This is a genomic window from Rhizobium sp. P1_E6 (genome assembly GCF_056405875.1).
In genome coordinates this window covers 41,279-59,320 of record NZ_JBFUBG010000015.1, presented here as the reverse complement: position 1 = coordinate 59,320, position 18,042 = coordinate 41,279, and the positions used below count along the sequence as shown (strand labels likewise).

20 protein-coding genes and 1 tRNA gene are annotated in these 18,042 nt (G+C 60.2%); 2 read left to right on the top strand and 19 right to left on the bottom strand.

The window, feature by feature from the left end; translation table 11 throughout:
* Positions 1–139: 139 nt before the first annotated feature.
* The 5 genes from pyrC to AC1D35_RS10805 form a co-directional block, all read right to left on the bottom strand.
* Complete coding sequence (pyrC, locus tag AC1D35_RS10825) at positions 140–1,180, bottom strand: dihydroorotase (protein ID WP_113307032.1); 1,041 nt, start codon at positions 1,178–1,180, stop codon at positions 140–142.
* A gap of 64 nt (positions 1,181–1,244) precedes the next feature.
* Positions 1,245–1,877, bottom strand: a complete 633-nt coding sequence (locus AC1D35_RS10820) for a nucleoside triphosphate hydrolase (RefSeq protein WP_113298408.1) — start codon at positions 1,875–1,877, stop codon at positions 1,245–1,247.
* Positions 1,874–2,656, bottom strand: coding sequence for a sugar ABC transporter ATP-binding protein (locus tag AC1D35_RS10815; RefSeq protein ID WP_113298407.1), 783 nt, complete (start codon positions 2,654–2,656; stop codon positions 1,874–1,876). The genes AC1D35_RS10820 and AC1D35_RS10815 overlap by 4 nt, the downstream gene beginning before the upstream one ends.
* A gap of 2 nt (positions 2,657–2,658) precedes the next feature.
* Positions 2,659–3,723 (bottom strand): ABC transporter permease, encoded by a 1,065-nt coding sequence (locus AC1D35_RS10810; protein ID WP_113307033.1) that lies wholly within the window; start codon positions 3,721–3,723, stop codon positions 2,659–2,661.
* Positions 3,724–3,879: 156 nt separating this feature from the next.
* Positions 3,880–4,899, bottom strand: coding sequence for a sugar ABC transporter substrate-binding protein (locus tag AC1D35_RS10805; RefSeq protein ID WP_113298405.1), 1,020 nt, complete (start codon positions 4,897–4,899; stop codon positions 3,880–3,882).
* A gap of 235 nt (positions 4,900–5,134) precedes the next feature.
* On the opposite strand from AC1D35_RS10805, the gene AC1D35_RS10800 reads away from it, so the two are divergent.
* Both AC1D35_RS10800 and AC1D35_RS10795 read left to right on the top strand, forming a co-directional pair.
* Positions 5,135–6,382 (top strand): ROK family transcriptional regulator, encoded by a 1,248-nt coding sequence (locus AC1D35_RS10800; RefSeq protein WP_113298404.1) that lies wholly within the window; start codon positions 5,135–5,137, stop codon positions 6,380–6,382.
* Positions 6,366–6,842 carry an RbsD/FucU domain-containing protein gene (locus AC1D35_RS10795; protein ID WP_113307082.1) on the top strand — a complete coding sequence of 159 codons (477 nt, stop codon included), beginning with the start codon at positions 6,366–6,368 and terminating at the stop codon, positions 6,840–6,842. The genes AC1D35_RS10800 and AC1D35_RS10795 overlap by 17 nt, the downstream gene beginning before the upstream one ends.
* A 9-nt stretch (positions 6,843–6,851) precedes the next feature.
* Here AC1D35_RS10795 and AC1D35_RS10790 read toward each other — a convergent pair whose 3' ends face one another.
* The 14 genes from AC1D35_RS10790 to AC1D35_RS10725 form a co-directional block, all read right to left on the bottom strand.
* On the bottom strand, positions 6,852–7,889 hold the full coding sequence (locus tag AC1D35_RS10790; RefSeq protein WP_113307034.1) for a 4-hydroxyproline epimerase: 1,038 nt from the start codon (positions 7,887–7,889) through the stop codon (positions 6,852–6,854).
* A gap of 87 nt (positions 7,890–7,976) precedes the next feature.
* The gene (locus AC1D35_RS10785; protein ID WP_113307035.1) at positions 7,977–9,227 is read right to left on the bottom strand and encodes an FAD-dependent oxidoreductase; all 1,251 of its coding nucleotides are present in this window, start codon (positions 9,225–9,227) and stop codon (positions 7,977–7,979) included.
* 77 nt (positions 9,228–9,304) lie between these two features.
* Positions 9,305–10,582 carry an alpha/beta hydrolase gene (locus AC1D35_RS10780; RefSeq protein ID WP_113307036.1) on the bottom strand — a complete coding sequence of 426 codons (1,278 nt, stop codon included), beginning with the start codon at positions 10,580–10,582 and terminating at the stop codon, positions 9,305–9,307.
* A gap of 15 nt (positions 10,583–10,597) precedes the next feature.
* Positions 10,598–10,933 (bottom strand): hypothetical protein, encoded by a 336-nt coding sequence (locus AC1D35_RS10775; protein ID WP_113298399.1) that lies wholly within the window; start codon positions 10,931–10,933, stop codon positions 10,598–10,600.
* A gap of 273 nt (positions 10,934–11,206) precedes the next feature.
* Positions 11,207–12,088 (bottom strand): aldo/keto reductase, encoded by an 882-nt coding sequence (locus AC1D35_RS10770; RefSeq protein WP_113307037.1) that lies wholly within the window; start codon positions 12,086–12,088, stop codon positions 11,207–11,209.
* Positions 12,089–12,114: 26 nt separating this feature from the next.
* Entirely contained in the window at positions 12,115–12,768 is a 654-nt protein-coding gene (locus tag AC1D35_RS10765; protein ID WP_477938580.1) for an SDR family NAD(P)-dependent oxidoreductase, read from the bottom strand.
* 12 nt (positions 12,769–12,780) lie between these two features.
* Positions 12,781–13,431, bottom strand: coding sequence for a TetR/AcrR family transcriptional regulator (locus AC1D35_RS10760; protein WP_113307083.1), 651 nt, complete (start codon positions 13,429–13,431; stop codon positions 12,781–12,783).
* A 16-nt stretch (positions 13,432–13,447) separates the two neighbouring features.
* Positions 13,448–14,107 carry a methyltransferase domain-containing protein gene (locus AC1D35_RS10755; RefSeq protein WP_113307039.1) on the bottom strand — a complete coding sequence of 220 codons (660 nt, stop codon included), beginning with the start codon at positions 14,105–14,107 and terminating at the stop codon, positions 13,448–13,450.
* 2 nt (positions 14,108–14,109) lie between these two features.
* A complete protein-coding gene (locus tag AC1D35_RS10750; RefSeq protein ID WP_162747151.1) occupies positions 14,110–14,481 on the bottom strand; it encodes a hypothetical protein in 372 nt (123 codons plus the stop codon).
* Positions 14,482–14,549: 68 nt separating this feature from the next.
* Positions 14,550–14,825: a hypothetical protein gene (locus AC1D35_RS10745; protein ID WP_113307041.1), complete on the bottom strand. Its 276-nt coding sequence runs from the start codon at positions 14,823–14,825 to the stop codon at positions 14,550–14,552.
* 154 nt (positions 14,826–14,979) lie between these two features.
* The gene (locus AC1D35_RS10740) at positions 14,980–15,351 is read right to left on the bottom strand and encodes a cell surface protein (protein ID WP_113298394.1); all 372 of its coding nucleotides are present in this window, start codon (positions 15,349–15,351) and stop codon (positions 14,980–14,982) included.
* 199 nt (positions 15,352–15,550) lie between these two features.
* Positions 15,551–15,865, bottom strand: a complete 315-nt coding sequence (locus tag AC1D35_RS10735) for a hypothetical protein (RefSeq protein ID WP_113298393.1) — start codon at positions 15,863–15,865, stop codon at positions 15,551–15,553.
* A 428-nt stretch (positions 15,866–16,293) separates the two neighbouring features.
* A tRNA-Arg gene (locus tag AC1D35_RS10730) sits at positions 16,294–16,370 on the bottom strand.
* A 123-nt stretch (positions 16,371–16,493) separates the two neighbouring features.
* Positions 16,494–18,014, bottom strand: coding sequence for a sensor histidine kinase (locus AC1D35_RS10725; RefSeq protein ID WP_113298392.1), 1,521 nt, complete (start codon positions 18,012–18,014; stop codon positions 16,494–16,496).
* Positions 18,015–18,042 lie beyond the last annotated feature (28 nt).

The window sequence follows — 18,042 nt, the reverse complement described above, 5'->3', positions numbered from 1 at the left end:
TCTAAAATCTATCTCGTCACTGCTGACTAATGTCTTATGCATTCCGTTAAAAAATCATGGATTGCGCGGGCCGAATGTTACAAATTCAACATTCTGCAGCAATCATAAGAAGAAATATTCAAGCACACACGTCTTTTTTTCAGGCCCTGACCTGCCAATGCAGTGGGAACATGGGATCGAAGACGGTAACCGGCCCGGCGCCGGTTTCAATTCTGGCGGGGAAGGTCACGGGCTCAGCCTGCCGCTCCAGCGTGACGCGTTCCTCGTTGGGCGCTAGCCCATACCAGGCAGGGCCATTCAGGGAGGCAAAGGCCTCCAGCCTGTCGAGCGCGCCATCCTGCTCGAACACATGGGCAAGGCAGCTCATCGTGTTGATCGAGGTATAGATCCCCGCGCAGCCGCAGGCGCATTCCTTGAGTGGGTCGACATGCGGGGCAGAATCCGTGCCGAGGAAGAACCTGGTGTCACCGCTCGTCGCAGCAGCCCGGAGAGCCAGCCTGTGGTTCTCGCGCTTGGCGACGGGCAGGCAGTAATAATGCGGACGAATGCCGCCGACGAGGATGGCATTACGGTTGATGATCAGGTGATGGGTGGTGATGGAACCGGCGAGATTAGCCTTGGCCGACTTGATGTAATCGATCCCGTCAGCGGTGGTGACATGCTCCATCGTCACCTTCAGTTCCGGCAGGCGCTTGCGCAGCGGGTCCAGCACCGTCTCGATGAAGACTGCTTCACGATCGAAGATATCGACATCAGGCGTCGTCACCTCGCCATGGACGCAGAGCGGCAGGCCGATCTTGGCCATGCGTTCCAGCACAGGCATCGCCTTTTCCATATCGCGCACGCCGCCATGCGAATTCGTCGTGGCGCCGGCGGGATAGAGTTTCACGGCGGTGATGAGGCCGCTCTTCTTGCCTTCCTCGACGTCATCAGCGCTCGTATGTTCGGTCAGATAGAGCGTCATCAGCGGCTGAAAGCGATGACCGGCAGGAAGCGCCTTCATGATGCGGTCGCGATAGGCTGCCGCATCCGTTGTCGTGACAACCGGCGGCACCAGGTTCGGCATGATGATCGCGCGCGCGAAGATGCGGCTCGTATCACCAATCACGCCTTCCAGCATGGCGCCGTCGCGCAGATGCAGATGCCAGTCGTCAGGACGGCGGATGGTGAGCGATTGCATGGAAGCCTCCGAAGCGATGCGGGTTTCGCCTCGATAGCATCAAGACCGGTCCGGAAACAACTGTTCAGGCCAGCGCGATTTCCAATGTCATATCGGCAGGACGGCGATTTTCGAGGATCAGGCGGCCGTTCGGCAGGTCGTTGCCGTAGACTTTGGCGCTCGCTTCTTCCTCAGTCAGCTTATAGCCGCGCCAGCGATCCCAGAGACGCTCCTCCAGAACCTCCATGGGCGGGGCGAGCATGATCGTGTAATCGAAGATGCCGTCGAGCTCGGCCCATTTGCCCTCGGTAAAAAGCAGATAGTTGCCTTCGATGATGATGAAGCGATCGTTGGGATCGATCGGCCGGGCCGAGGCGATGGCAAGCTCGCGCGAGCGGTCGAAGACGGGAACGAGGACTTCCTGATCGGCGGGGCGCACGGCTTTGACGATATCGAGGAAGCCGCGCACGTCGAAGGTTTCCGGAATGCCCTTGCGGGCCAGCAGACCACGCTCGATGAGAACGGCGTTGTCCATATGGAAGCCATCCATGGGAAGCACCGAGGCACTCTCGCCCTTGGCCTTCAGGCCGTTTGCCACATTGTCGGCCATGGTGGATTTGCCAGCGCCGGGCGGACCGGCGATGGCAATGAGGAAACGTCTGGAATCGCCGGCGCGGCTCAGCACCTCGCCGACAATGTCGTCAATCCGGGCACTCATGCGGCAACGGGCTCCGCAGGGACTGCCTTGGCGCCGGTCATGAAGGCGACGGCATCGGACATCGTGTATTCCTTGGGATCGATGACCGTCAAGCGGCGCCCGAGGCGATGGATATGGATACGGTCGGCGACTTCGAAGACATGCGGCATGTTGTGCGAGATGAGCACGATCGGAATGCCGCGGGCACGCACATCGAGAATGAGCTCCAGCACGCGGCGACTTTCTTTCACGCCGAGGGCGGCAGTCGGCTCATCCATGATGATGACTTTTGAACCGAAAGCGGCGGCGCGGGCAACGGCAACGCCCTGGCGCTGACCGCCGGAGAGCGTTTCCACCGCCTGATTGATATTCTGGATGGTCATCAGGCCGAGCTCGGAAAGCTTGTTGCGCGCCTGCTTTTCCATCGCCGGCCGGTCCAGCATGCGGAAAAAGGAGCCGAGCATGCCCGGTTTGCGAATCTCGCGGCCGAGGAACATGTTGTCGGCGATCGACAGCGCCGGCGAAAGGGCGAGGTTCTGGTAGACGGTCTCGATGCCGGCGTCGCGCGCTTCCATCGGCGATCTGAACTGCACCTGCCGGCCTTCCAGGGTGATCACCCCATCATCGGGGGTGACCGCGCCCGATATCGCCTTGATGAGCGAGGACTTGCCGGCGCCGTTATCGCCGATGACGGCAAGGATTTCGCCCGGATAGAGATCGAAATCGGCATTGTCGAGCGCGGTAACGCGTCCATAACGCTTGACGAGGCCCCGTGCAGTGAGAATGGGTTCGACAGCCATGATTATACCGAAACCTTTCTGATCCACTGATCGATAGCAACGGCGGCGATAATCAGCACGCCAGTCAAAAGAACCTTCCATTGCGGGTCGGCGCCGAGCATGTTGAGGCCCATCGACACGACGCCGACGATCATCGCGCCGAAGAGCGTGCCGAGAATGGAGCCGCGGCCGCCGAACAGCGAAATGCCGCCAATCACCGTCGCGGTGATCGCCTGGAGGTTAAAGTCCGTGACGGCCGAAGACGGCGAGATCGAGCCATTGCGGCCGATCGAGACCCAGGCGGCCAAGGCGGCAATGACGCCTGATATGGCGTAAACGGTCAGCAGCACCTTCTTGGTCTGGATGCCGGAGAGCTTGGCCGCCTCCGGATCGTCGCCAACGGCATAGACATGCCGGCCCCATGCGGTGTGATTTAGTACATACCAGAGCAGCACGACGAGCAGCACCATGGCGATGACGCCGAGTGTGAGCACGGCGCTGCCGAGCTTGAAGCTTATGGCGAAAAGATGAAGCAGTGGCGCCTGTTCGTCGACGTCGGTGTCGCGGATCGTCTCATTGGCGGAATAGATGAAATTCGTCGCCATGACGATATTCCAGGTGCCGAGCGTGACGATGAAGGGCGGCAGCTTCATATAGGCGATGAGGAAGCCGTTCAGCAATCCGCAGAGCCCGCCGACGACAAGCCCGGCGACCACTGCGATCGGTGTCGGTATGCCGTAGGTGATGGCGACATTGCCCATGATGACGGCCGAGATGACCATGATGACGCCGATCGAAAGATCGATGCCGGCGGTCAGGATGACCAGCGTCTGGGCCGCTCCGAGAATGCCGACGATAGCGATCTGCTGCAGGATCAGCGTCAGCGTATAGGACGAGAAGAAACGTCCGCCGATCGCTATTCCGAAGATCACGATTGCCAGCACCAGCACGATCAACGGCACGGCAGCCGGCGTCGAGTGCAGAAAATGCTGCGCGCGCTTGATCAGCGAGACGTTCTCGTGCTCGAACGAGGCAACACTCTTGTCGCTGTCGTCGAGGACGCGTTCAAATTCCTGTGTTCCGGTCATTGTTCCTCCTTCGCATCCGCGCGCCGAACCCACGCGGAAGCCGTCGCCGATATCCTTCCGGTCTTTGCTGAGCCGGTTTGGCGGGCGGCGACGTATCGTCCGCCCAAAAAGGCCGGGGATCAAGCCCCGGCCATTCTGATGTCAATCAGGCAGGGCTCAGCCCCAGCACTTGTCCGTGCCTTCCTTGGTGTCGATCGACTTGACGCCGGAGACCGGCTTGTCGGTGACGAGCGAAACGCCGGTATCGAAGAAGGACTTGCCTTCGGTCGGCTTCGGCTTTTCACCGCTATCGGCGAACTTCTTGATCGCCTCGACGCCGAGTGCCGCCATCATCAGCGGATATTGCTGCGAGGTGGCGCCGATAACGCCTTCCTTGACCGACTTCACACCCGGGCAACCGCCATCGACCGATACGATCAGTACGTTCTTTTCCATGCCGACGGCCTTCAGCGCCTGATAGGCACCGACGGCAGCCGGTTCATTGATCGTGTGGATGACGTTGATACCAGGATCCTTCTGGAGGAGGTTTTCCATAGCCTTGCGGCCGCCTTCCTCATTGCCGTTGGTCACGTCATGGCCGACGACGCGCGGATCATCCTCATCGCCGATCTTGTTCGGGTCCTTCGGATCGATGCCGAAGCCCATCATGAAGCCCTGGTCGCGCAGGACGTCGACGGTCGGCTGCGACGGCGTCAGGTCGAGGAAGCCGACCTTGGCGTCCTTTACCTTGTCCCCAAGCGTTTCCTTGGCCCACTGGCCGATCAGCTTGCCGGCGAGCAGGTTGTCGGTGGCGAAAGTGGCGTCGGCAGCATCGGCCGGCTCAAGCGGCGTGTCGAGCGCGATGACGAGCAGGCCAGCATCGCGAGCCTTCTTGACCGACGACACGATGCCCTTGGTGTCCGAAGCGGCGATCAGAATACCCTTTGCACCATCGGCGATGCAGCTTTCGATCGCTGCGACCTGGCTTTCGCTGTCACCGTCGATCTTGCCGGCGTAGGACTTCAGCGTGACGCCGAGTTCCTTGGCCTTGGCCGTCGCACCTTCCTTCATCTTGACGAAGAAGGGGTTGGTGTCGGTCTTGGTGATCAGGCATGCAGAAACATCTGCCGCCATTGCCGGAGCGGAAAAGGCGACGCCAAGCGCGAGTGCGCCGAAAGCGAGAACTGATTTCTTCATGAACTCCTCCCAGAGATTGGCCGGCCCGCCCCCAGGCGGCACCGGAATTCATGCACGACGAGACTTGCGGAATGCGGCATCAGCCTTCTCCCCAAAGCCGTCCCGTGCCGTTGACGATGGCAATTAAGAGCGAAAGAAAACCGCTTGTCAATAAATAAATCCAATTGAATTATTAATTCGATGTGGCATGCTGACATGAAATCAGGCATAGGCCGTTAATCGGGAGGAGTGGCCAATGTCGTCCATGGATGGTCCGGATTACATGCCGGTCCCACCGCCAATTCTTAATCCGTCGGGAGGTGCGAACCAGATCAGGGTGCGCGCCTATAACGAACGGCTCGTGCTGTCGCTGGTGCGCCTCTACGGCGCCCTGTCGAAGGCCGATATCGCACGCCGCAGCGGGCTTTCGGCTCAAACCGTCTCCGTCATCATGCGGGTGCTGGAGAAGGAAGGGCTGCTTTCGCGTGGCGAGCCCATCCGCGGTCGCGTCGGCCAACCATCCATACCCATGCGGCTCAATCCGGATGCCGTCTATTCCTTCGGCGTGAAGATCGGCCGGCGCAGCGCAGACCTCGTGCTGATGGATTTCGTCGGCAGGATCCGGCTGCAACTGCACAGGATCTATGCCTATCCCCTGCCCGATGAGATCCTGTCCTTCGTGACCCATGGGATCAGGGAGCTGGAGGGCAAGCTGAGCGAGCGCGAGCGCAGCCGCATTGCCGGCCTCGGCATCGCGGCCCCCTTCGAACTCTGGAATTGGGCCGACGAAGTGGGCGCGCCCGAGGGCACGATGGAGGTCTGGCGCGATTTCGACCTGCAGTCGGAAATCGCCACGCAGGTATCCTACCAGGTCTTCCTGCAGAACGACGCGACCAGCGCCTGCGGTGCGGAACTGGTCTTCGGCATTGGCCCGTCCTATCCGGATTTCGTCTATTTCTTTATCGGCTCCTTCATCGGCGGCGGGATCGTGCTGAATTCGGCAATCTTTTCGGGCAAGACGGGAACGGCAGGCGCCATCGGTCCGCTGCCGGTGCGCGGCAAGAACGGCGAGACAATGCAGCTTCTGGAGATCGCCTCGATCTTCGTCTTGGAAAACATGCTGCGCGAGCGGGGCATCGACCCGCAGCCGCTCTGGTATTCGGCCGACGACTGGATAGATTTCGGCGAACCGATGGAAGCCTGGATCCAGGATACTGCCAAGGCACTGGCGCAGGCGATTGTCGCCGCAGCCTCGATCATCGACTTCAGCGCCGCCGTCATCGATGGCGGTTTCCCGGACTGGGTGCGCCGGCGCATCGTACAGGCGACGATCTACGAAGCCGAAAAGCTCGACCTGCAGGGCGTCGTCATGCCCGATATCGTCGAAGGCGTGGTCGGCGCGCATGCCCGCGCCATCGGCGGCGCCAGCCTGCCGATCTTCGCGCGTTATCTCACCGATCAGAATGTGCTTTTCAAGGAGATCGACAATGCTGAAAGGGCTTGACCCACTGCTGAGCCCGGACCTGCTGGCGACATTGCGCGGCATGGGCCATGGCGACGAAATCGCCATCGTCGACGGCAACTATCCGGGCATCGAGCATGCGCGACGGCTGATCCGGCTCGACGGGCATCATCTCATTCCGGTTCTTGATGCCGTTTTGAGCGTGCTGCCGATCGACGACTTTGTGAACGAGGCCATCTTCCGCTCAACCGTGAAGACCGAACGCGACAAGCTCGATCCGATCCATGAGGAAATGATTGCCTGCTGCGCCAGGCATGAGCCGGATCGCGAGGTCGTCCCTCTCGTCGGGCAGGATTTCTACGGTCGGGTGCGCGCGGCCCATGCGGTCATTCAGACCGGCGAGCCAAGGCTTTACGCCAACATCATCCTGCGCAAGGGCGTGATCTATCCCTCGGCCATTGGCGAACTTGCCAAGGCCGAAGTCGATCCCTTCGTCTACTGAAGTCGGCGATCAGATTTCGCCCGCCGAGGGACCCCAGACATCCGTCAGCGCAAAGCCGCCCGGATGCGGGTCGAAGGGGTCAAGTGCAACCTGCGACAGTCCGAAGGTGAAACCGCGGCCAGTGATCGTCGGAATGACGGCGGGCTTGCCGGCCACTTCCGTCAGTCCCTGCAGGCCAACCTCGAATTCCGAGCCGATGATCGACTTCGACTTGAAGACATCGCCAATCTTGGCCTTCCCGCGCGCGTAGAGGGTGGCGAGATTGGCCGAGTTACCTGTACCGCAGGGCGAGCGGTCGGCTCTGCCCGGCCACATGGTGGTGCAGGTGCGCACCGTGCCGTCTGCCTCCAGATCGCGGAACATGACATAGGCCACGCCCGAGATTGCCGGGATTTCCGGATGCACGACATGGATATTGCGGTTGATGAGGTCCTTGAGGATCATGCCGGCCTGTACGAGTGCTGCAGCATTGGCCTTCTCGATCGTCAAATTGATCTGCCCGACATCGACCAGCGCGTAAAAGATGCCGCCATAGCAGATGTCGGCCTTGATCTTTCCCCAATGCGGCGTTTCGATCTCGACATCCAGCTCGTGGACGAAGGACGGCACCATGGTGAGTTTCACCTTCTCGCAGCGGCCGTCGCGGCAGGTGGCCGTCGCCTTGACCAGGCCGGCGGCGGTTTCCAGCGTCACGACGGTTTCCGGTTCCTTCATCTCGACGATGCCGGCTTCCAGGAGGGCAGTCGTGACACAGATGGAGTTCGAGCCGGAACTCGCATGCGCCTGATCGGGCTGCAGGATGATGAAGGCCGCATCCGCATCCGGATGTTTCGGCGGCAGGAGCAGGTTGACCGAGCCGATCGGCGCGCCGCGCGGCTCAAGGCAGAGGAAGCGGCGAAGCTCCTGGCCCTTCGGATCGGTATTCAGCCAGTGAAGCTGGGCGGCGACCGTTTCGCCGGGGATCTTCGGCACGCCGCCGATCGCGACCTTGCCGATTTCACCTTCAGCATGAACATCCAGAAGCTGGATCGTACGCTTCCATCTCATCTTTCAAACTCCAAATCGGACGTGACGCGTGATGCCGCCATCGACGCGGATATTTTTCCCGGTGACGAAGGCGCCGGCGCGACAGCCCTAGTACCTGTTGATGCGGAATGGCTTGATATCAACTGATGTTTTGACGCCGGCCACCATATCCGCGATCAGCCGCGCTGTCGTTGCCGAATAGGTCAGACCGAGATGGCCGTGGCCGGTCGCATAGAAGACGCCAGGTATTTTCGAAGAGGGCGAGATGATCGGGATCGTATCCGGCAGCGCCGGGCGATGGCCCATCCATTCGCTGGTGTCCTGAACCTGGAGATCGGGCAGGATACGCTGCGCATGGCGCACCAGCGCGCGCGGACGACGGAAATCGGGCGCGGCCGTCAGCCCGGCCAGCTCGACGTTGCCGCCAACGCGGATGCCGCCGGCCGTCGGCGTGACCATGAAGGCGCGATGCGGCCAGATCACCGAATAGCGCATGGAAATGCCGGGCTGCATGATCTGCGTATGGTAGCCGCGCTCGGTTTCGAGCGGGATCGGCTCGCCAAGGGCAGCCGCAAGGAAGCGCGTATGGACACCGGCCGCGAGGATGACCTTATCGGCTTCGATGCGATTGCCATTTTCGAGGTGGACGACTGTCTTGCCATCGCCCTTGCGCTCCACGGCCTTGACTTGCCCGGAAACGAAGCTTGCGCCTGCAGCCTTTGCGGCGTCAGTGAGCTTCACGACAAGCTTGTAGGGATCGCGGATCGACTTGTTGTCCGGCAACAGCACGGCCTTGGCGATTTTCGGCGAAAGGGTCGGCTCGTAATACTGGATGGCACCGTTGCTCAGCACCTCGAATTCCATGCCATAGCGCCGCATCAATTCGAGGTGACCGCGATCCGCATCGAATTCGGCCTCGGTTTCGTAGATCGCCAGGCAGCCTTCCTCGGTCATCAACTCAGGAGCGCCAACGGCATCGAGCATGGCGCTGATATCACCGAGAGCAATTTTGGAGAGGCTCATGCCCGCATCCTCGATCTCTCTCAGGCGCGAGGGGCGGCCGGCAGCGAGGAAACGCAGGAACCATGGCAGGATTTTCGGCGCATAGGACGGCCGCAACCAGACCGGGCCTTCCGGATCGATCAGCCAGCGCGGCAGTTTCTTCCAGGTTGAAGGACCGGAGCCTGCTGCGAAGTCGAGCGCGATGCTCGCCATATTGCCGTAGGAGGTTCCCCTGCCCGGCTCGCCCTTGTCGATTAAAGTGACCTGATAACCGCGCCGCTGCAGCTCGAAAGCAATCGAAGCGCCGACCACACCGGCGCCGACGACAGCCACCGTCTTATTGATTTCATTCGCCATGTCTTACCCACCGCACGGCAGAGTCGAATGCCGTTCGAGGTGTGATATATCACAACGAGGCGAATGCCTATGGTTTTTTACTGAGCGGTTTCCGGCACCCCGGCGCCGACACTATCGCCCACGGAACCTACAGTATTGTTCATCGACTGGCCGAGACGGCGCACCTGAGCATCGTAGTTGCGGCGGGTGCGGGGATCGAAGATGGCAATCGGTGTGCTGACGGCAAGGCTGACCGCACTGCCGGCCGTCTGGGCAGCGCCGATAGCAACGGCGCCAACCGCCTCGCCGAGGCCCACTTCGGAATCCGTAATTGTCTGGCCGGCAATCAGCCGATCGCCGATGAGCTTCACCACTTCTGGGCTTTCGGCAAACTTGCCATGGTTCAGGCGATCGCCGGTCTTCAGCTTGGTGAGATCGAGCACGGTGATGCCCGCCGCTTCCAGTTTGCTGCGATAGGGTTCGGCGGAGGGATCGATCTGGCCGAGGCGATCGACATTGCCCGAGATGCGGCGGGAGAGCGCCAGCGCCCGGTCGTCCTGCGAGACGAAGATGGTGAAATGCGGCTTGTCCTTGCCGAGGCTCTGGAACTGTCGGCCGAACACATCGACATCGAGATCCGGCGAGGCAAGAATGACATTGTTGATCTTCGAGGCAACGTGTCCGTCGCGGATCGCCATCTGGCGAAGAGCCTCTACCGTCAGCCACGTGCCCATGGAGTGGGCCATGACTGTGATATCGGCCACCGCCGGATTGTTGGCCGTGCGCCGCAGCAACTCTTCCAGCGCATCGCGCGAATAGTTGGTGCTTTCCTTGTCGTAGTTATAGTCGAAAATGCTGGCGCGCGAGGGCCAGGTGAAAACGACGGGCGCAACATCGGCATGCGAATCATGGACGATCTGCGCGAATCGATAGACCGCATCCTCATAGCGATTGTTGAAGCCATGGACGAAGATGAGGACCCGCTTGCTTTTTGGCATATGCGTCCTCAGCCAGCCCTCTCCCGCTTTCTCCCCATCCAGCGGATCGACCGCGACGGTGACGAAATCCTTGAGAGGATTGGCGGGCAGACGACGAGGCCATTGCACTTGCCCGGCCTTGCGATTGGCTTCCGGTGGAATGGAGACATCGACGGCATCGACCCTCAGCCCGGTGCCGCGCTCGCCGGAGAAGAGCACGGCCGGATTTTCATCGGCAGCGCGCGTTGTCGCCACCAGCAGATCGACTCGCGACGTACCCGGTGGAACCGTGCCGGCCGCCTGCATGACACCGATCGGCCGCCCGCAGGAAGCGAGGCCGACGCACAGGACAAGTAGGGTTGCAAGGGCTTTGCGAGAAACGCCGCATCTGCCGATCATGACTTCTCCGCAGGTTCAGGCGTCATCGCGCCAAGCCACCGACATGCGCTTGCCGCGCGCCTCCAGATAGTCCGAGGCCAGGGACGGAGTCAATTTTACGAAGGTTTGGGAAAAAATGATCCGGAATAGAAAAGAGCCCGACGCGGGAGGAGGTGCATCGGGCTCTTGATCCTGACTGACAACTGGGAGGAGGAGTGTTGTCAGTCCGATGAAGGAGCGCTGGGAGGAGGAGTGCGCTGCCTTCGAGATCATTAATACCCAATTCATTTGATGGAGAATAGCGAAATTACCGCAATGCAGCAATGCATTGGGCGCAATGCTTGCCTCGCCGGCATCATGTGCGCGCCTCATTTTGCGGCACCTTTGATCAGATGGTCAAATTATTTCGCAAATTGTGCCCGCATATGAAATCCACACAGATTTGGTCGCAAAATGTGGGAGCCATGTCTCGCGACAGACCGGATGACATACTTCCCGAGCCCTGCCTCCATTATTCGGGCCACCGGGACGCGCTGCCAACGCTGCGCGCCCTTTCTCGATGTCACGCGGGAAATGACGGCGCGGCGCGAAACGAAAACGGCCGCGGCTGAAACCGCGGCCCTTCCATGCGTGATTTCATGCTTATCAGGCGGCCTTGAAGAGCTTCTTGCCTTCTGCGTCGAGCGCGGTGAACTCTTCGTCCGACAGCGTGATGTCAACGGCAGCGACGTTTTCTTCCAGGTGCTTGACCTTGGACGTGCCGGGGATCGGCAGCATGACAGGGCTGCGCTTCAGCACCCAGTCCAGCGCGATCTGGCTCGGGGCCGCATTATGCTTCTTGGCGATCGTATCGAGCAGCGAGCCTGGCTTTGCAAGATCGCCCGCCGCCAGCGGATACCAGGGGATGAAGCCGATATTGTGCTTGGCGCAATAGTCGAGCACATCCTCGCTGGTGCGGTCGACGAGGTTGTAGCGGTTCTGGACCGTAGCAACTTTGAAGACCTTGGAGGCTGCTTCGATATCGGCAACCGAGACTTCGCTCAAGCCCGCATGGCGGATGAGGCCGGAATCGAGCAGCGACTTGATCGTGTCGAACTGTTCCTTGGCCGGAACCTTCGGATCGATGCGGTGAAGCTGCCAGAGATCTATCTGCTCGACACCGAGATTGCGCAGGCTCTTGTGCACCTGCTGGATCAGATATTCCGGACGGCCGAGCGGCAGCCAGATATTCGGACCGTGGCGCGTCAGACCGCCCTTGGTGGCGACGACGAGGCCTTTCTTGTAGGGATGAAGCGCTTCCTTGATCAGCCATTCGGAAACGTCAGGACCATAGGAATCAGCCGTATCGATGAAGTTGACGCCGAGTTCCGGCAAACGCTTCAGGGTACGGATCGATTCATCGTGGTCGACAGGATTGCCCCAGATGCCATCGCCGGTAATGCGCATGGCCCCGAAGCCGAGGCGATTGACTTCCAGATCGCCACCGATCTTGAAGGTACCGGATTTCGCTGCATTGTAATCGCTCATCGTCTTTTCCTCTCTTGGTCAATAAATCACTCAAAATCGGTGGAGCTGGAGACCTGCTCCCAGGCGTCGAATTCGGTCTTGAGATAGCCGAGCTTCTCAGGAACGAGGCTGATCGCGTCACCCCCAAGCAACAGATGGGCTGGCGGATTGTCGGATGCAATGAGCCTCAGCATCGCGGCAGCTGCCTTTTTCGGATCGCCCGGCTGGTTACCGTTGCGTTCGAGGCGGCGCTGGCGCCGCGGCTCAAAGACCTCATCACAATCGGCGAGCGAGCGCTCAGCACGCATCATCGAGCGGCCGGCCCAATCAGTGCGGAAGCCACCGGGTTCGATGCCGGTCACGTGAATCCCAACGCTCTTGATCTCGCTGCCGAGGTTTTCGGAAATGCCCTCGAGGGCGAACTTGCTGGCATGATGGAAAGCGATGCCCGGCATGGTGATGATCCCGCCCATCGAGGTGATATTGTAGATATGGTCGCTGCGGCGCTTGCGCATATAGGGCAGGACCGACTGCATGACAGCTACCGGACCGAAAATGTTGGCCTCAAACTGATGCAGCTCTTCCATCGTCGATTCCTGGACGAGGTCTTCATGGCCATATCCGGCGAAGCTGCGCGCCTCATCGACTTTCCTGCGAGAGGACCGATCGGAAGCACCACAACAGAAAGAGTGATCGTCCAGGCGTGGAATTACCTAGAGCCGGGATTTTGCTTCTTCACCGAATTCGGCCAGCATCTTCCAGAGCTCACCAAAGATCTCGCGTGCAAAGGCTTCCATCGAGATGCTTTCGGTCGAAGTACCTGCCACGCGCTGCTGCCACAGCTCTCCGCCAACGCGCAGCGCGCCGATGACAACAGCCGAAAGCAAGCGCATGCGCGCGCGTGCACGCGGATCGCCGCCGCTGCGAGTAATCAGCGCCTCGGTCAGCTTCTGCTCCAGCTTGGCATATTTGAGCTGATCACGGGCCTTGAGGGTTGGGGTGCAATGGATCAGTTCACTGAGCGCAAGAGCGCGCTCGTCAGCCGAGGCGGTTACAGTGACGATAAGGGCTTCCTCGACGGCCTTGACGGGGGATTCGCCGGCCGGACGTGCGGCAATCGCCGCCATCAGGCGATCAGCGAATGAATCCTGCCAGGCGAAGACGACCTCTTCCTTCGACGGGAAATAATCGAAGAAACTGCGCTTCGAGACATCAGCTGCCTCGGTGATCTCCTCGATGGTGGTCGCGTCGAAGCCGCGCTCCATGAAGAGGGTCATCGCTGCCTGTTCGATGCGCTCGCGGGTCTGGCGACGCTTGCGCTCACGCCTGCCCTCGACGGCTTCAGGCTGTTTCTTCTCAGTCATTTCCATCGGCTGTCATTCAGTCGTCCGCTTCAGCGGCAACCTCCATATCCACTCCGCTGCTACGAAATTTGAAGCGCTCACGCGAGAGCTCAAGCGGCCTGCGGCGTGAAATCCGATAGACGGAGGCTGGCGGCAGGTTTCTAACCGTGCCGCCGATACGCGTCGCCTTCAGGCCCAGACGGTCGAGGATCGGACGCGGCACGGGACAACGCGGCCCATAGGTAAACTGATAAAAGGCGCCGCCGGCCCGCATATAGACGAAGGCCCCGGCAAGGATCGAGGCGATCTTGCGCGGTGACATGGAAAGAAGCGGCAGACCGCTGACGACGGCACCGACGGGTTCACCCTCGAAAATATTGGCCTGTGCCAGATGGCCGGCGTCCATCTGCAGGACACGCGCATCGGGGAAGCGCTTCTGAAGCGACCCGATGAACTCGGGACCGTATTCGATGAGCGTCAGGTCGCACTCGCTGATGCCGCGCGCAAGCAGCGCGCGGGTAAAGACACCGGTACCCGGACCGAGCTCGATGATCGGACCATCCAGAGCAGCGATCTCGCTGGTCATGATGCGCGCGAGCGAGTCACCGGAGGGCGCGATGGCGGCTACCCTCAGCGGGTTGCTCAGCCACGAACGGAAAAAATGCATGAAATCGGAGAATGCACTGTTTGCGATCATGATTATCCCACCCGTCTGAAATGCGATTGACTATCGATGCGACGATCTCCTGCAGCATGGCAATTCAAAGGCAGCCCCGTCAATCCATGGTTTTCGCGCATGCCTGTTTCCAACAACATTTCGTGTATTTTTATATCTAATGCATTTTTGCAATTAGTGCAATAAATCTGGTGGGCACCGTTGCCCATTCCAGTTAAGCGCGAACAGTCAGCCTGCGTACGGGGCTGAGCTGGCAGAAGCGTGTCGGCAAATTGATCGTTCGCATAGCGCAGGAAAAGACGGTCTGGTGAAAGCTGTGGCAGGTCTGCGAAGATCTGACCGGCCTTTCCTCTGACACCGTGACCGAGGCTTTCCTGGAACGAAAAGGCAGCCATGAAGGCTGCCCTCTTTCGCGGCAGGGACGTCAGTCCCATTCCCCTCCGCCTTATGCCTTCAGACTGCCTTAGTAGTTGCAACCCGAGCTGCTGGTCGGATTGAAGCGCAGGCCGCAAGCCATGTTGAGCGTCTTCTTCGGGCTGTACTGGTAAGGCGCGGAGCTTCGGGATGCGCCGTTGACCGAACCGGTCGTGCGGGGCTCGTTGCGAGCGTTGGTGTTCTTGTGCTGCTTTACGATCTGCTGCTGTTGAGCCGAAGCTGCGTTGGCAGATGCGAAAGCCGAAACGCTGATGATTGCGCCTAAGGCTACAGCCACGAGACCATTCTTCAATACGTTGATCATTTCATCTCTCCTTGGGAGGATTGTTGGAGTTTACGCCAAGGAGCTAGGAAGCGAAATTGTCATATTCTACTGCGCTGCAACAGCGATCACGGATACGTGAGATTCGGCACCGCGAAAGAAAAAGGCGGCTTTTCGCCGCCTTTTCTTTGCCGGCTCAATAGCCGTTATCACAAGGCATGCTGCCGGGGCCGATCGATCCACTAAATTCAGGATTGCACATAGTCTTAGGTTCGGGGCGGTTCTCGGGTTTGGGGACAATCGAGCCCGTGGTGCCGGCTTCGACGCCGAACGCAGCAAGCGGATACCAGAAGCCGTCCGAATGACGGCGGGTCCCGGGGCGTTCCGTAGCGGAGCCACGATAGCCATGCCAATAAGCGGCATGTGCTTTATATTGCACCATTTCCACGTTCGAGGGGACGGGGATCTGGGTCTGCTGAACGGGCGCCGCCAGCGCTGTAACGGTAGACGAGAGGGCGAGAAGAGCGCTGAGCGCAAAGGCGGACGGAGCCATATTGAGCATTTTCATGAGAAACCCTCCTTCTGGGTTTGCCTATGAAAAATGCGTTCGATACGGGCGAAGTTCCACCATCACACGCAGCTTCCTAAACTCGTGATTGCAGGCGATCCGGCGTGACTGGAAGAGACAAAAAATAAAAAAGTGCGATTTACAAAGCCGCGCGAGCAGTCACCTGCGGCAATTCATCGGGTGCGTGAATTCACTGTTCTCAATTGGCGTACAAAGGACGGTAGCCTTGGCTTGCGACGCAGGAGCGGTATTGCCGATGGGCGGCGCCGCTCGCATTGGTTTCCCGTTCCACGGCATCGCGGTGGCCGGTCATCTGCGCACGCAGGTCATACTGCTTGTTCGCCTCGTCGTACATGGCGTTGGCATCGGACATACAAAGGGCGTGAGTGACACCAGGCGGATTGACGGGCGAAGCGACCGGCACGAGCACCGGCGCATTGGCACGGTCAATACAGCCGGCAAGGGCCGCCATCATCATGACGAGACCTACTACACCACCGATTCTCGTCTTCATCCAACCCTCCGGCCGCTTTGCCTGAAACAATCCATCGCTTCCGCAGATAGACGCCGAAGGTTGCGCGAAGCTAGGCATGAGGGTGCGGCGCCCATGTATTGTGGCGGACACCAGATCTCGAGGCCGGCCCTAGAATGGATGTTCGGCCGCGGTCCATCTGCACCGGAGCCTCAAGATGACAGTTGTTCAGGAAGAAGAGGCTTCGACCGCGGTCGCCGCCATCGCGTTTGCACCGGGCTATCTGACATCGTCAATACGGTGTGACAGGAATCAGGCAGGCGCTGTTGGCGCCGGTAGCCGACCAGCTCGCGACAACCGGCTATGTCAGCCCCAGGGGCGGCGACAAGGATCAACGATGACACTTCTATCGCCGGCTTCCAATGCGAAGAAGCTGACGTCAGGTTTCGTTCAGAGGTAATTGGAAGAAATGGCGCACCCGAAGAGATTCGAACTCCTGACCCCCAGATTCGTAGTCTGGTGCTCTATCCAGCTGAGCTACGGGTGCGTCTGCAGTGGCGGCCGAGCCGCTTGCGTGGGCGGTTCTCTAAAGGGTCTTTTCGGGCAATGCAAGAGCAATTCGAAAAAAATCGCGACTTTGGTTCGGCAAGGCTCCCTTGCGGAAATTGCATCACTTTTCGGCGTGCGACCGGCTGCGGTAATCTTCCAGTGAAACAGGGCGATCCGGAATTTCGATGCGGAACTGCGTGCCGACCGAAGGCTTTTCCACAAGCGCGATGGTGCCGCCATGGGCCAGCACCAGCTCACGAGCAATGGTGAGGCCGAGACCGGTGCCGCCGGAGCGTGCCGAGCCGCGGAAGGCCGCAAACAGGTTCTGGCGCGCTTTCAGCGGCATGCCGGGGCCTGTATCGTCCACCGTGATGCTGACGACGCTGCCGACGCGCTGGGCGGCGACCGTGATGCGCCTGACGATCACAGCCCCCTCCTCACCCGGCGAGGTCAGCGCCTGCAGGGCGTTGCGGCAGAGATTGTGGATGATGCGGAACAATTGCTCGCTATCGGCATCCACTTCGAGATCCAGCCCCATCTGCTCGATGAACTCGACGCTGCTTTGTGGTTCGATGGCGAGGATGTCCTTCACCTCCTGCACCAGCTCATAAAGGCGGATGCGGCGGCGGCGTGGTGCCGATTCGGTTGCCTTGCCGTAGGAAAGGACTTCGGTCGTGTAGCCGACGGCGCGATCGATGGTGCGCAGCAGCTTCGGCGCGAAGCTCTTCACCATGGGATCGTCGACATCGACAAGGCGGTCGGACATGAGCTGGGCGGATGCCAGAATGTTGCGCATGTCGTGGTTGATCTTGGAGACCGCCAGCCCGAGTGCCGCGAGGTTTCTCTGCTGCTTCAGCGTCTTCTGCAGTTCGAGCTGCATGGAGGTGAGGTTGCGGCCGGCAACGGCCAGTTCGTCACGGCCGCCATCGCCGACATAGACACGCTGCGGATTTTCGGGATCGGAGGCGAATTGCTGCATGCTGCCCGTCAATCTGCGAATCGGGCGAATGAGAATGCGGTTGATGGCAAAGAAGATCAGCGTCGCGGTAAAGAGCGAGATCAGGACCGACAATAGCAGCACGTTGCGGGCATAGACGAACATTGCCTTGCGCAATGGCCGGTCTTTCATGACCACTTCGACGCCGGTATTGGTCTCGCCGACTGCGCCATAGACGCGGATCATGCGGTTGCCGCCGAAGATCATCGTGTCCAGCGCATCGCGCATCGCAGTCAATGGCGGGATATCGCTCAGATCGTAGGATTCATCGACCGAAGTCGGCATATCGCTCATGGCAAGCAGGCGGGAAGTGCCGTCCTTGCGCAGCACAATCGCCTTGGTGCCGGTCGCCTCCAGCGTCTCCTTCTGCAGCGCGCGCGGGAGTTCCACCGGCTGCAGGCCGTCGATGACGATTGCCGCGGCCGCGGCCGTATTCAGCCGGTCCTCGAGCCAGCGCACGCGCATGCTCGCAATCGAGGGAAAGAAGATCAGGATCTCTGCCAGCATAATGAAGAAAACGGTGAGCCAGAGCAGCTTGCCGGAAAGGCGGCTGAACATGCCAGCGCGCGGATAAGAACCCTTGGCAGCCTCACCGGCCGCGATGTTTTCCGCTTTGGAAGTCTCGCCCTGGTCTTGAACCGGCATCTCATCTTGTCCGTGCGGCGAAAGGCCG

Coding starts and splice junctions, on each gene's coding strand:
- AC1D35_RS10815 (WP_113298407.1), bottom strand. CDS start 2,656: ATGGCTGTCGAACCCATTCTCACTGCACGGGGCCTCGTCAAGCGTTAT.
- AC1D35_RS10760 (WP_113307083.1), bottom strand. CDS start 13,431: ATGACTGAGAAGAAACAGCCTGAAGCCGTCGAGGGCAGGCGTGAGCGC.
- AC1D35_RS10725 (WP_113298392.1), bottom strand. CDS start 18,014: ATGCCGGTTCAAGACCAGGGCGAGACTTCCAAAGCGGAAAACATCGCG.
- AC1D35_RS10805 (WP_113298405.1), bottom strand. CDS start 4,899: ATGAAGAAATCAGTTCTCGCTTTCGGCGCACTCGCGCTTGGCGTCGCC.
- AC1D35_RS10800 (WP_113298404.1), top strand. CDS start 5,135: ATGTCGTCCATGGATGGTCCGGATTACATGCCGGTCCCACCGCCAATT.
- AC1D35_RS10745 (WP_113307041.1), bottom strand. CDS start 14,825: ATGATCAACGTATTGAAGAATGGTCTCGTGGCTGTAGCCTTAGGCGCA.
- AC1D35_RS10755 (WP_113307039.1), bottom strand. CDS start 14,107: ATGATCGCAAACAGTGCATTCTCCGATTTCATGCATTTTTTCCGTTCG.
- AC1D35_RS10820 (WP_113298408.1), bottom strand. CDS start 1,877: ATGAGTGCCCGGATTGACGACATTGTCGGCGAGGTGCTGAGCCGCGCC.
- AC1D35_RS10740 (WP_113298394.1), bottom strand. CDS start 15,351: ATGAAAATGCTCAATATGGCTCCGTCCGCCTTTGCGCTCAGCGCTCTT.
- AC1D35_RS10785 (WP_113307035.1), bottom strand. CDS start 9,227: ATGGCGAATGAAATCAATAAGACGGTGGCTGTCGTCGGCGCCGGTGTG.
- AC1D35_RS10770 (WP_113307037.1), bottom strand. CDS start 12,088: ATGAGCGATTACAATGCAGCGAAATCCGGTACCTTCAAGATCGGTGGC.
- AC1D35_RS10810 (WP_113307033.1), bottom strand. CDS start 3,723: ATGACCGGAACACAGGAATTTGAACGCGTCCTCGACGACAGCGACAAG.
- AC1D35_RS10790 (WP_113307034.1), bottom strand. CDS start 7,889: ATGAGATGGAAGCGTACGATCCAGCTTCTGGATGTTCATGCTGAAGGT.
- AC1D35_RS10795 (WP_113307082.1), top strand. CDS start 6,366: ATGCTGAAAGGGCTTGACCCACTGCTGAGCCCGGACCTGCTGGCGACA.
- AC1D35_RS10735 (WP_113298393.1), bottom strand. CDS start 15,865: ATGAAGACGAGAATCGGTGGTGTAGTAGGTCTCGTCATGATGATGGCG.
- AC1D35_RS10780 (WP_113307036.1), bottom strand. CDS start 10,582: ATGATCGGCAGATGCGGCGTTTCTCGCAAAGCCCTTGCAACCCTACTT.
- AC1D35_RS10775 (WP_113298399.1), bottom strand. CDS start 10,933: ATGAGGCGCGCACATGATGCCGGCGAGGCAAGCATTGCGCCCAATGCA.
- AC1D35_RS10750 (WP_162747151.1), bottom strand. CDS start 14,481: ATGGCTGCCTTTTCGTTCCAGGAAAGCCTCGGTCACGGTGTCAGAGGA.
- pyrC (WP_113307032.1), bottom strand. CDS start 1,180: ATGCAATCGCTCACCATCCGCCGTCCTGACGACTGGCATCTGCATCTG.